Here is an 11,932-nt window from a genome sequence, read left to right as displayed (position 1 = left end):
ATAAGCAACTAGCGTTCGCTAAGCATCTCCGTTAGCAGATACCCGAAGGGTGACTGTTGAGTGAGTGCTACTCTACCTAGTGAGAGTAAACTTGTGGGAAAAGGAATAAAATCGACAATGAAAACTGCATTTCTTGGTTTAGGAGTCATGGGTGGTCATATGGCGGCGAACCTCGCCAAGAGTGGCTACTCCGTCAACGCCTGGAACCGTACTCCAAACCGCCCAGGAACCAAAATAGCAGCATCTGGCGGTGCCAACATCGTCTCATCCATTAACGAAGCGATAGAGTCAGCAGATGTGATTTGTATTTGTGTTGGGGATGTTCCCGATGTCGAAGAAGTGGTTTTGGGGAAAAATGGCGCTGTTCGATCGGCTAAACCCGGAGCGATTATTATAGATTTTAGTACCATTGGCCCGGAAGCGGTACGCCGGATTTCTTCTCAAGTTCAGTCTCGCCAACTTTCTTTTCTCGATGCACCGATTTCTGGTGGAGATATTGGAGCAGAAAAGGGTACACTAACGATTATGGTTGGAGGCGATCGCGAAGCATTTGAAACCTGCAAACCCATTTTAGAAACGATGGGAAAAACAATCTTTTATTGTGGGCCGAGTGGTAGTGGTCAAGCGGTTAAATTGTGTAATCAAGTCTTATGTTCTCTGCATATGGTCGGGTTATGTGAAGCGATGTTGTTGGCAAAACGACAGGGAATAGATCCTCAAATGGTGATTGAAATTTGTAGTACCGGGGCAGCGGGTTCCTGGGCGTTATCAAATTTAGGCAAAAAAGTTGCTAATTCTGATTTTGCACCGGGGTTTATGATTCAACATATTCTCAAAGATTTGCGATTGGTTCAAGATGTTTTACCGTCAGAAAATGCTTTACCGGGTGTAGAATTAGCCGATAAGTTATTCCAAGTTGTCAGTGATCTTGATGAAGAAGGGGCTTCTCAAGGTACACAAGCCATGATCCGAGCTTATTTGGAATCAGTATCAGAAAACACCGCAGAGTAATCGATTGTTTGTCTAGAAGTCAGAGGTCAGCAAAGCTCGGTTAATGCTTGGCTTTGCTTCCTCCATATTTTGTCTCAAATCGGCATTTCTACCGCAATTTTTTGTTTGATCTGGCAACCTCATTCTTTTTCTTAAACCAATCAATCTGATCGTGAAAAGCTTTAACTACAACGGTTGAATGTCGTTGAAGCGAATCAAAAGATCGGCTGTCAGTTTATCTTCAGGATTTTCATCCTCAGCATAGCGAATGGTGCGATTTGTTAATAGGTAGTATTTGCCGATTTTTTCATGGAAGTCTCGAACATCTTCTCGTTCTAAAAGATCTCCGGTATTGGCATTATAAAAAAAGGTTTGAAAATGACTGACTAAATAACCTTCGGGTGTATTAGTTGTGCCTAACGTATCAACTTTAACGGCAATTTGCCCAAAAACTCGATTCACTTGAGTAATTTGGTTGTCTTTGACTTGATAATAAGATTCGGGGCGTTCGTCTGCAATTTCTTCAATATTAATCACGCCCGTTTCTTCTTGTCCATCGAGTTTAAATTGATGTTTTCCATGGAGTTGATCAAAGGAAACAGATCGACGGTGAATCGCTTCCATTTGCAACTGACTTTGAATAATTTCTGCGACTTCTTCATCTTCAAGATTACTTACTGATATACTCAGATCGGGTTCAACTCGAATCAGTCCTTGATCCAGATTTCCGCGATAATTCACCGAAACTTCAGCCGTGTAACCGGGAAAATTTTCATCCCAAGTATAACGGTTTTCATAAGCTTGACGAAAGAGACTTTGTGCAGATAGATTAGACTGAGGTGCTGCGATCGCTCCGGGAACCCAACTCCAACTTAATCCAATCAAAAGTAGACCCAGAATCCAAAATTGTTGCTGATTCCATTTATTAATCATACAAAAAAATCCATACAATTGTTTAATTTTAAACCAGAGAACCCAGCAACCGACGTCTGACAACACAATTCTACGATGGGAGCCAGTCTCAGAATTTATATTATAATCTGATCAATATCGTGTTGAAAAATATAATCGTGAAAATCCTACCCCCGAAGCGAAGTGTTGGGGGCAGGACTTTCATAAATAATCATCTTTAGTGACACATTAAACTAGCTCATGGAAGCGTGACTACGATCATAGCTGCTACGGAAGCTTTCAGTCGGCTTACCTTGAATCGTGCTGTGATAGTCACCGACTTCAATACCCACTTCATCGGCGACGCGATTGAGCATTGCTTGTTGACGATTTTTCACCATCATGTGATGGCGCATCATTAAAGAACGTGCTTGATCTTGAGTACCCATTTTGATTTCTCTCCTCAGATTTGAATTAATCTTGATTTTTTCTTAAAGAATTGTAATGAATTCTCAGAGTAACCCTAGCTCACTTTTAGCTCATGGAAGCATTGCTGCGATCATAGTTTTGGCTGAAAGTGGGGTGGGGCTTTCCTTGAATGTGATTCCAGTAATTTCCGGCTTCTAAACCGACTTCATCGGCGGTGCGATTCAGCATCGATTGCTGACGGTTTTTGATCAAGTGGTGGTGGCGCATCATCAACGCCCGTGCTTGGTCTTCAGTACCCATTTTTTGTTTCTCCTTTAGGGGGTTAATACGGTCTAGTGAGTCTGTTTCTTTTACTCACTCTTTCATCATACACGAAAATTCTGTAGCGTATTTTACAAAATTAGCTTTGAGTACAAATCTTTACAAAAGTTTACATAAAATTAAAATAAACGCTATCCTCTCTCCTGTTTATTGCTCAAAAAAAAGCTCCTGGCTGCTCACACAGAGAAATGGCTTGAAGTCGTGAAGTCAAGATCTCCTCCCCACCTCCCCATCAGGGCCGTGCGCGTTAAGGCCCTAAAACTTGATTTGTGGGGGGTGGGGAGGTAGGGAGGTAGGGAGGTAGGGACGATTTTTATTAATATAGCGCTACTTGAATCGGGAACAGGGAACGACGGATCAGGGAACAGTAGACTGGGAAGGGGTTTTAGGATTTAGAAATGTCAAACACGTATTCGCGTAGTGCTATAAAAAGCTATTTTTCCTCGGAAAAAACTCCTCTCCCCACCACCCCATAACTCTTTCTCCCCATCACCCCACCACCCTATCCCCCCCGGCAATTTTTAACTCGGGAATCGAGTCAACCGCAGGCTCCGGCTTTTCAAGCAGGGGAACGGTTGACTGAGAATGAAACAGCCCTGCTTTCAACTGGGGGGAGGTGTCAAAGGAGAGGTCTATAGACGTGATAATCAATATTGGGAAAAATATTGTCAATGGCTTCGACTTTTTGCAACCAACCGGAGTCGATTTTACCTTGTAGAACATCCTCAAAGAGCTTATTAAAGCGCATCAGGTGAGATTGAGTCCGACGCACTGCATAGGGAACCATCGTTCCGGTACTCATAATAAACGCCCAGTCCGAAGATTGAGCTAAGAGCAATTCCCGTGCGGCTTGGTTGAGGGCGCGACGCTCAAGTTCATCAGTGGGTTCTCGACAAGCCATCGTAATCATCCGTTCAGCCGCTTTGTGAAGGTGGGGATAAATCCAACTATTAGTATGGTTGAGCCAATATTCATGGAACCCTTTGTAACCCCAACTCGACTGAGCAGGTTTGCAGACTTGATTGGTGGGATGTTTTTTGAGATAATCGGCCAAGTGAATCATGCTATAGGTTTTTTGGTCAAACCAGGTCTTGCGGAATAAAGAATCCAAGAACCAGGGGCCTTCATACCACCAATGTCCAAACAGTTCAGCGTCATAGGGCGAAACAATAATCGGAGGACGCTGCATAATACTGTAGAGATGCTCAACTTGATGCCCACGGTTGTGCATAAAGTTTTCAGCGTGTTCGGTTGTTTTTTGTCGCGCCCAGTAGGGATCATACAATTCTTTCTCAGACAGTCCAACCCCACGACCTGTAATTTTGTGATATTTAACGCCCGTATTTTTCCGTTGGCCATTGGGCATAATATAAGGCTTAATATATTCATATTCGGCTTCCCAGCCCAAATCTTTATAAAATTCCCGATATTCCGGCGCCCCCGGATAGCCAACCTCCGAAGACCACACCTGTTGAGAAGATTCATGATCCCGTGCAAAAACAGCAGTACCCGATTCTGTAAAAATAGGAGTATAAGTGCCAAAACGGGGACGAGGACGGGCGTAGAGAACCCCATGACAATCGGTGAGAAAATAGCGTAAACCTGCATCGGCAATTTGGCGGTCTAAACCATCAAAATAGGCACATTCCGGGAGCCAAATTCCCCTCGGTGGACAACCAAAATTTTCCTCATAATGTTCACAGGCGACTTTGATTTGCGCCCAAACCGCCTGGGGGTACATTTTCATTAATGGTAAATAACCATGAGTTGCCCCGCAGGTGATAATCTCTAGATTATTGGTGTCTTGAAATTGCTTAAAGGCTGCAACTAAGTCTCCCTGGTAGCGTTCCCAGACTTCTCGAACTTCAATAAATTCTTGAATATAGTGTTCCGCTAAGTAGCGAAGATGACCGTGATGTTTGTTGCGGGTGGCTTCTTGTTCGACGAGGTGTTGAAGTTGTCTAAGATGCTTGTCAAAACGGTCTTGTAAGAGGGGGTCGCGTAACATTGACACTAAAGGCGGTGTCAAACTCATGGTCATTTTAAATTCAACCCCATCCCGTTTTAACCCTTCAAACATTTTGATCAGGGGGACATAGGTTTCTGAGATCGCTTCAAACAGCCATTCTTCCTCTAAGACATAATCGCTCTCTGGATGTCGGACAAAAGGCAGATGAGCATGAAGAACCAGAGCGAGATAGCCAATAGCCATAGTAATTTAACTTGAGTAGAGAGAAAACAGATAGGGGCTTGCTGATAACTTTACAATATCTTTGGATTTTAAAGCGAAACAGACACACATAGGGATAATGGATGCGGACGGATGATCCCAATATTGCTGTTTTTGCTCTCAAATTCCTTAACCAGAGGAGACAAAATGTAAAATATTCTTGACTTTTGACTTCTGAGTTGTGTCTTTTTCAGGGTGAAAACACGATAGGGCTATCTCTATCTGTTTTGGTGGATGAACGGTGATCGCTTTATAACCGATTGGATCAATCAACATTTTGTCAAAACCGCCCCTAACTGACTGTCTGCGGGTCACAGTTCTAGATTCGCTAATGCTTAGAATATCATTAATTGGCTCATCGATGGTAATCTTTTGACTTGGACTTTACTCAGCGAGATCGAATAATAATATTTCCGCTTCTTGTGTTGCTTCGAGGATAATTTGTCTTTGATCACTGATTGCAACTCCATCCCCTGATTTTAAAGCCATACCATCGAGAAGGAGTTCACCCCGAACCACTTGCACCCAGGCGTGGCGTTGAGGAGAGAGGGAATAGGTATTACGACTCCCGGACGGTAAAATAGTACCATACAAGTTTACATCTTGATGAATGGTTAACGAGCCATTGGAAGGGTTTGCAGATCCAATCAATTGAAATTGACCTGGAGTTTCTAATAGGTTAAAGACTTTTTGTTCGTAGCTGGGCTGGAGTCCGGTTTGATGGGGAAGTATCCAAATTTGTAGCAAATGAACGGGTTCAGTTTGAGAAGCGTTGAACTCACTGTGAAAAATCCCCGTTCCGGCACTCATCCGTTGAACTTCTCCTTTCTTTATGATTGTACCCGTTCCGGTGCTATCTTGATGTTGGAGTGAACCTTCTAAGATATAAGTAATAATTTCCATGTCTTGATGTCCGTGGGTGCCAAAGCCTTTACTGGGACGAATTCGATCTTCGTTAATCACTCGTAAAGCATGAAAGCCCATCTGTTTTGGATCATAATAATGACCAAAAGAAAAGGTATGAAAACTGTTTAACCATCCTAAGTTTGCCTGTCCTCTTTCTTGAGATTTACGAAGGGTAATCATTGTTTAAAACTCCTAAAATTTAGGGAGATCAATCTTTCTACTTTGAGAGTAGATCAAGTTGGGGTAAACTGTGAAGTAGGCACTTTGAAGTAAGACCGTATCCAAAAAGTAACTATGCAAGCTCCCAAAGAACAGTCTAAGAAAGAACATTGTCCGGCTGAGACGACACTGGCAATGATGAGTGGGCGGTGGAAATTGTTGATTTGGCGAGAATTGTTTTCCCAGGTAAAACGGTTTAATGAACTTCAGCGATCGCTAACTGGAATTACTCAAAAGATGTTAACACAACATCTACGAGAAATGGAAGCCGATGGTCTGGTTAATCGAAAAGTGTATGCAGAGATTCCCCCAAAAGTTGAATATTCGCTAACCCCAAAGGGAGAGAGTCTTCAACCTTTAATCGAACAAATGCACATCTGGGGAATCGAGTTTCAACACACTCAAGAATAATCTAGAGGAGTTCAGGAATGTTGTTTTTTCTGTTGATCAACTCCATGAGAAGCAAGTTTCTTTTTTTCTTTTTTAGTGAAAAATTCAGGCACAACAGCCGGAAGTTTAATGCTAAAGGTGGAACCAACCTTTATTATACTTTCAACGGTAATTTTACCCATCATCATCTCACAAAAACGCTGACTGATGGATAATCCTAAACCTGTCCCACCATATCGCTTCGTGGTGGAATTATCAGCTTGAACAAAAGGATCAAATATCTTTTCAACTTGTTCGGGAGTCATCCCAATTCCTGTATCTTCCACCGAAAAGATTACCCAATCTTCAGACAATCTTTTTTCAGAATGATGAGAATGATTGATAGAATTTTTGTCAGAGTGAGTTTGACCATTTTGAATCGTGAGTAGAGTGCGAGTTACTTTTAAAGTCACCGTTCCTTCTTTGGTAAACTTTGCCGCATTACTCAATAAATTTAACAACGCTTGCTTTACTTTGGTACGATCAGCATACATAGAACCAATCGACTGAACACAGTCGAGCTTAAATTGATTCTGGTTTTGATTAACTAAGGGTTGAATAATCGCTTGAACTTCATTGATCAACGTTGCAATATCAAAATGTTCCAAATAAAGATTCATCTCCCCCGATTCTAATTTAGAAATATCTAAAATATCTTGAATCAGAGACAGCAAATGTAAACCGGAAGATTTAATCTGTACTAAGTCAGGAACAAAATCAGTATAACCATAATCTTCAGCATCTTCTCGGAGTAGATCACTATATCCAATAATTGCATTTAAAGGAGTCCGTAACTCATGACTCATACTGGCTAAAAATTCACTTTTTGCTTGGTTAGCCGCTTCAGCCGCTTCTTTAGCTTGTTGTAACTCAATTTGAGCTAACTTATTATCCGTAATATCTCGGACAATTGCCAGCACTTCATCGCGACCACTCACAACAATTCGAGCTTCAAAATGGCGTCGCTTTCCCTCGATAAACCATTCATATTCAAAAATTTGTATTTCATTCGTTCTCAGAGTCTCTAGAACGTATTCCGTATACTGTTGAGCGACGTGTTGTGGCAAGAGATCATAGACTGTTTTATTGAGATGCTTACTCAAAGACGGAAGCAAATCTCCATTGCGAGAGGCTTTAAAATCCAGAAAAATACCTTCTCGACTGAAGCGAAACATTAAATCTGGAATTGCATTCAGCAAGGCTCGATTTTTAGCTTCACTTTGACGGAGAGCTTCAGCCCGATGTTCCAAACTTTGAATCAATTTTTCCTTACTTTCAATCAGTTCTCGCAACTGATCCGTCATCCGATTAAAAGAACCAGCGAGTAACTCCAATTCATCTTGAGTGTGGAGCGTAATTTTTTGAGTCAAATCCCCCTTAGCTAGACGTTGGGTGGCAGAAGTCATTTGCTTAAGAGGCTCAGTGATCGAACGACTCATAATCAACGCCAGAGCAGTTCCGGCTGTTGCTGCCGTCAGAGCAACGATCAACCCTTGGTTACGAACGGCTGCCATTTTTGCTTCTAAAGGATCTGTCGATAAGCCAACACTAACCGCTCCTAAGCGTTGACGCCCGACTTTAACCGCTTTTCCAGCAAGTAACTGATCTTCTTCCCACCGAAATATCGTCTGATTGCTTTGAACCAACATTAGACCAAATGGATCAGCTTTAACTCGATGCACCAAGACACTATCACTGTAGGCATCAGCAACAATCCGGCCCTGTTTTTCATAAATACGTCCGGCGGAGAGAACTTGATCGGCTCCAAGTTGCTCCATAATTTCTTCCATGAAGTCAGCATTGAGCGTATACAGAGAGTCCGCTGTTGTCACCGCCAACGCATCTAAAAGAATTCTGGCTTGTTGTTCAAGTTCTTTGCGAAAGGTTTGTTGTTCACGACGTAGGGATAGCCAAGTAACGCTGACCACAGCAACAATGACCAAGCTTGTCATCGCCAATGTTAACTTGGTTGCTAGCGACACCCGTCTGATCCCAAAAAGGCGCATCCAACTCACTTGTTTTTGACCTTCTCATACAATTCTCGCATTCTGTCGATATCTCCCTCGGTGGGGAAGTTATCAAATTTAGTTGTTTCTTCAAATTTCTCCATCACCTCCCGTCCTTCAGGAGACTGATCCATATTGAGTAGAATTTGTTTGATTTGTTCAACCAATTTCGGATCAAGTCCACCTCTGACTAAAACGACGTGACGGGCGACTTCTTCAGTTTCCGCCAATACAGTCATGGCCTCACGACTTTCTGCGGGAATATTTAAAAAACTGCGATGGTCGATAGCTGCCGCATCAACTCGATTACTGATCACCCATTGAATATTGTTTTGGTCATCTTGACTAAAGACATAACCCACCTGATCAGCTTCTACGCTTTCATCAGAAGATTCTTTCTTGACCATATTTAAACCCGCTTCCATCATGTGAACCATCGGTAACACATAGCCAGAAGTGGAGGTGGGGTCATCAAACGCGATCTTGCGACCGGTTAAATCCTGTAAACTGGTAAATCCACTGTCTGTCATCGCGAAGATGATCGTATAATAAGCCGCATCGCCTCCTTTCCACCGTCGGAGAATGGGTTGGGCATTTGAGAGTTCGCTGACAAGCATGGATGGATAGGGACTGTCGAAGTAGATATCAACCTGACCTGACTTGAGCAAGCTTGCCATTGCTTCTACATCTGGGGCAACTTTGACTTCGCCAATACCTATACCAAATTCTCCCAGATTCGCAGCTAAATAGTCAGCTAAGGGTTGAAAACGCTTAATTTTTTTGGCCGGTTGACTGGTGACATCTCCAACGATGATGGTTCCTGTTAACTCCGAGTTGACGGGAGGTTCAGTTGATTCTGGGTTTTCCGCCGTTGTCTGAGTATTACAACTCAGTAAAAGAGTTGCTATCCCTACGAGTAAAGTTTTTCCAAAGAAGGTGCGTAGCATAGGGTTTATTGGTGTAGTGGTCAGTCAACAAGAGTCTTTACTTCAAGTATGACATTTGCGTAAAACGATACTCGGTTCGTGAGTGTCAGAAGTAGATGCAGAGTATTTTTGGGAGTAGGAGCGTAGTACCGAGTAGGAATCGTGAAATAATGATGAAGTTCAGTGAACCTATCTTTAACTAAACAACACAATAAATCATCATCATAGCTTACCGCTAGGGTGATTTCCGCAAACCCCCACCCGCTCAAAGGCTTATGGAGATGTAGAGTTTCCTTTACAAGGCCGTTTTGATCAGAAATTTTTTTGGAGTTCTTTTTTAAAGATTTAGTAAAAATTCAGTAAATACTCGGAAAAAGCTTGTCATTTACCCGATAGAAATGCAAGAATTCTGTATACTTGCGGATGTAGATCAAATCGAATTCCCTCGTTATTGCTAGGTATACAGTTGGTGATACATATACAATGTTATATTTTCAGGGGATCTGTTCTCACTCAACAGATTGTTGCATCTTATCTGGAAGGGGTTATGGGGTCAAAGTGGTGAAAACCTAAGAAGCGTTAGAAATTGAATAGGTCTGTTTGGTCAATATATCCAGCGGTCAGATTATCTTTTTTCTTTCAAGGTTTTGATACATTTTGACGTAATATGTCTGCAAAATAGACTTAAATTCGGAGGTTTTTGAATGAATAATTGTGATCGGGGAAGCCGCATCTGCTACCCAGCTGTAAAACAGTTTATTTTCTCAGCAATCCAGTCCACATTTTTACTCGGTTTTCTTTCGGCTTCAGCCACGGCTGCCACTCTGAATCTTGAACCCATTGGAAGCTTTTCCACGGGAATTTTTGATGATGAAGCCGCTTTTATTTCTGCCTTTGATCCCTTTACCCAAAATTTATTTGTAACAAATCGTAGCAATCAATCCATTGATATTCTCAACCTATCCAATCCCATGAACCCCTGGAAAACGGGTCAGGTTAGTATTCCGGATCTCAATCCGGATCTGTTTGAGAATGTGCTTCATGTGCGTTCATTTAGCTATGAAACTAAAAGTTTGTTTGCCGTTAGCGTTGAAAATGTTAATCGCCAAGCCAACGGCAGTCTGTTATTCTTCAACGGCGACGGTAGCCTGTTTAATGGCAGCTTAGAAACTTCTTCGATCATGGCTGGCCCCTTACCCGATATGTTCACCTTCACCCCCGACGGAACTAAACTTCTTGTCGCCAACGAAGGAGAGGCTAACGATGAGTATACGATCGATCCTGAAGGTTCAGTCAGCCTAATTGATTTAGAAAATCTGTTTGCAGGTTTAGCCCCCACAGAGACAAAAATTGGCTTAACAGACTTTAATGTTGGGGGTTCTAAAGCAGACCAACTCACAGGCGAAGGAATTCGGATTTTTGGGCCAAATGCCACCGTTGCCCAAGACCTCGAACCTGAGTATATCACCGTCTCAGAAGATGGCAAAAAAGCCTGGGTCTCTTTCCAAGAAAATAATGCCATTGGTTTGTTGGATTTAGACACTCGGGAATTTACCGAAATCGTTGGACTCGGGTACAAAGATCATCGTTTACCCGGTAATGCTTTAGATCCCAGCGATCGCGATGATGGGATTAATATCAAAAATTGGCCTGTATTTGGGATGTATCAACCCGATGAAATTGCCTCTTATACAGCGAATGGCAAAACCTATATTGTGATTGCCAATGAAGGTTCAGGTCGTGAATTTGATGGGTATAACGAAGAATTTGCGGTTGAAGATTTAACCCTCGATCCTGATGCGTTTCCGGCTGATATTCAAGATGAAGACAAACTCGGTCGTTTAACAGTTACCAATGCCACAGGCGACACTGATGGTGATGGTCTGTTTGAAGAACTTTATGCCTTTGGTGGACGTAGTTTTTCGATCTTAGATGAAGACGGAAATATAGTGTTTGATAGTGGCGATCAAATTGAACAAATTACCGCTAAAATGTTCCCTGAATACTTCAACGCCAGTAACGACGAAAATAACTTCGATAACCGCAGTGACAACAAAGGCCCTGAACCTGAAGGGGTAACAATTGGTAAAATTGCGGGTCGTACCTATGCCTTTATTGGTTTAGAACGAATTGGGGGGATTATGACCTATGATATTACTAACCCGGAAAATCCTTCCTTTGTGAGTTACGATAATAACCGGGATTTCTCGGTTGAATTTAACGTTGATGAGGAGGGAGATCCTGATCCAACTCCTGAACAATTAGCCGCAGTCGGTGATTTAGGCCCAGAAGGATTGCTATTCATTGATGGAAAAAATAGCCCCAACGGACAAACGCTATTGATCTCGACTAATGAAATCAGCGGAACCACAACTATTTACAGTGTTGAACGAGTTCCTGAACCGGGTACAATTTTAGGTCTTTTAGGTGCGAGTGCGTTAGGCGGTGGAATACTCAAACGTAAGCGTTCAAATCAAGCTTAAAAGTTGATTCAACTCGAAAGAGTTACAATTCTCATTTTCTTTGCCCCCGTGACCCCCAAAATTGGGGGTAAAATTGATGACAAATTAAAAGCCTCTCATCTT

General features: G+C 42.3%; 10 protein-coding genes. 3 read left to right on the top strand and 7 right to left on the bottom strand.

What is annotated here, in order from left to right:
• The first annotated feature begins 117 nt into the window (after nucleotides 1–117).
• A complete protein-coding gene (locus M595_RS01570) occupies nucleotides 118–1,011 on the top strand; it encodes an NAD(P)-dependent oxidoreductase (protein WP_040483415.1) in 894 nt (297 codons plus the stop codon).
• A 165-nt stretch (nucleotides 1,012–1,176) separates the two neighbouring features.
• On the opposite strand, the gene M595_RS01565 is transcribed toward M595_RS01570, so the two are convergent.
• The 5 genes from M595_RS01565 to M595_RS01545 form a co-directional block, all read right to left on the bottom strand.
• Nucleotides 1,177–1,923, bottom strand: a complete 747-nt coding sequence (locus M595_RS01565; protein ID WP_040483414.1) for a DUF3386 family protein — start codon at nucleotides 1,921–1,923, stop codon at nucleotides 1,177–1,179.
• Between the two features lie 212 nt (nucleotides 1,924–2,135).
• A complete protein-coding gene (gene gifA, locus M595_RS01560) occupies nucleotides 2,136–2,330 on the bottom strand; it encodes a glutamine synthetase inactivation factor IF7A (protein ID WP_009786446.1) in 195 nt (64 codons plus the stop codon).
• Nucleotides 2,331–2,415: 85 nt separating this feature from the next.
• Nucleotides 2,416–2,610, bottom strand: coding sequence for a glutamine synthetase inactivation factor IF7A (gene gifA / locus M595_RS01555; protein ID WP_009786445.1), 195 nt, complete (start codon nucleotides 2,608–2,610; stop codon nucleotides 2,416–2,418).
• A 640-nt stretch (nucleotides 2,611–3,250) separates the two neighbouring features.
• Nucleotides 3,251–4,843: a glycoside hydrolase family 57 protein gene (locus tag M595_RS01550; RefSeq protein ID WP_023064136.1), complete on the bottom strand. Its 1,593-nt coding sequence runs from the start codon at nucleotides 4,841–4,843 to the stop codon at nucleotides 3,251–3,253.
• 402 nt (nucleotides 4,844–5,245) lie between these two features.
• The gene (locus M595_RS01545) at nucleotides 5,246–5,947 is read right to left on the bottom strand and encodes a pirin family protein (RefSeq protein ID WP_023064234.1); all 702 of its coding nucleotides are present in this window, start codon (nucleotides 5,945–5,947) and stop codon (nucleotides 5,246–5,248) included.
• 114 nt (nucleotides 5,948–6,061) lie between these two features.
• Between M595_RS01545 and M595_RS01540 the strand changes: the two genes are divergently transcribed.
• Nucleotides 6,062–6,397: a winged helix-turn-helix transcriptional regulator gene (locus M595_RS01540; protein ID WP_023064215.1), complete on the top strand. Its 336-nt coding sequence runs from the start codon at nucleotides 6,062–6,064 to the stop codon at nucleotides 6,395–6,397.
• An 11-nt stretch (nucleotides 6,398–6,408) separates the two neighbouring features.
• On the opposite strand, the gene M595_RS01535 is transcribed toward M595_RS01540, so the two are convergent.
• Entirely contained in the window at nucleotides 6,409–8,367 is a 1,959-nt protein-coding gene (locus tag M595_RS01535) for a sensor histidine kinase (RefSeq protein ID WP_238987007.1), read from the bottom strand.
• A gap of 59 nt (nucleotides 8,368–8,426) precedes the next feature.
• On the bottom strand, nucleotides 8,427–9,368 hold the full coding sequence (locus M595_RS01530) for a phosphate/phosphite/phosphonate ABC transporter substrate-binding protein (protein ID WP_023064240.1): 942 nt from the start codon (nucleotides 9,366–9,368) through the stop codon (nucleotides 8,427–8,429).
• 683 nt (nucleotides 9,369–10,051) lie between these two features.
• On the opposite strand from M595_RS01530, the gene M595_RS01525 reads away from it, so the two are divergent.
• Nucleotides 10,052–11,830 carry a choice-of-anchor I family protein gene (locus M595_RS01525; protein ID WP_023064219.1) on the top strand — a complete coding sequence of 593 codons (1,779 nt, stop codon included), beginning with the start codon at nucleotides 10,052–10,054 and terminating at the stop codon, nucleotides 11,828–11,830.
• The last annotated feature ends 102 nt before the right edge of the window (nucleotides 11,831–11,932 follow it).

The organism is Lyngbya aestuarii BL J (assembly GCF_000478195.2).
Taxonomy (GTDB): domain Bacteria; phylum Cyanobacteriota; class Cyanobacteriia; order Cyanobacteriales; family Microcoleaceae; genus Capilliphycus; species Capilliphycus aestuarii.
The sequence above is the reverse complement of the archived record's forward strand: the minus strand, read 5'-3'. Positions and strand labels throughout refer to the sequence as shown.

Bases quoted from the DNA above. Each gene is read 5' to 3' on its own strand.
- M595_RS01540 (WP_023064215.1), top strand. From the start codon at position 6,062: ATGCAAGCTCCCAAAGAACAGTCTAAGAAAGAACATTGTCCGGCTGAG.
- M595_RS01570 (WP_040483415.1), top strand. From the start codon at position 118: ATGAAAACTGCATTTCTTGGTTTAGGAGTCATGGGTGGTCATATGGCG.
- gifA (WP_009786445.1), bottom strand. From the start codon at position 2,610: ATGGGTACTGAAGACCAAGCACGGGCGTTGATGATGCGCCACCACCAC.
- M595_RS01530 (WP_023064240.1), bottom strand. From the start codon at position 9,368: ATGCTACGCACCTTCTTTGGAAAAACTTTACTCGTAGGGATAGCAACT.
- M595_RS01525 (WP_023064219.1), top strand. From the start codon at position 10,052: ATGAATAATTGTGATCGGGGAAGCCGCATCTGCTACCCAGCTGTAAAA.
- M595_RS01535 (WP_238987007.1), bottom strand. From the start codon at position 8,367: ATGACAAGCTTGGTCATTGTTGCTGTGGTCAGCGTTACTTGGCTATCC.
- M595_RS01565 (WP_040483414.1), bottom strand. From the start codon at position 1,923: ATGATTAATAAATGGAATCAGCAACAATTTTGGATTCTGGGTCTACTT.
- gifA (WP_009786446.1), bottom strand. From the start codon at position 2,330: ATGGGTACTCAAGATCAAGCACGTTCTTTAATGATGCGCCATCACATG.
- M595_RS01545 (WP_023064234.1), bottom strand. From the start codon at position 5,947: ATGATTACCCTTCGTAAATCTCAAGAAAGAGGACAGGCAAACTTAGGA.
- M595_RS01550 (WP_023064136.1), bottom strand. From the start codon at position 4,843: ATGGCTATTGGCTATCTCGCTCTGGTTCTTCATGCTCATCTGCCTTTT.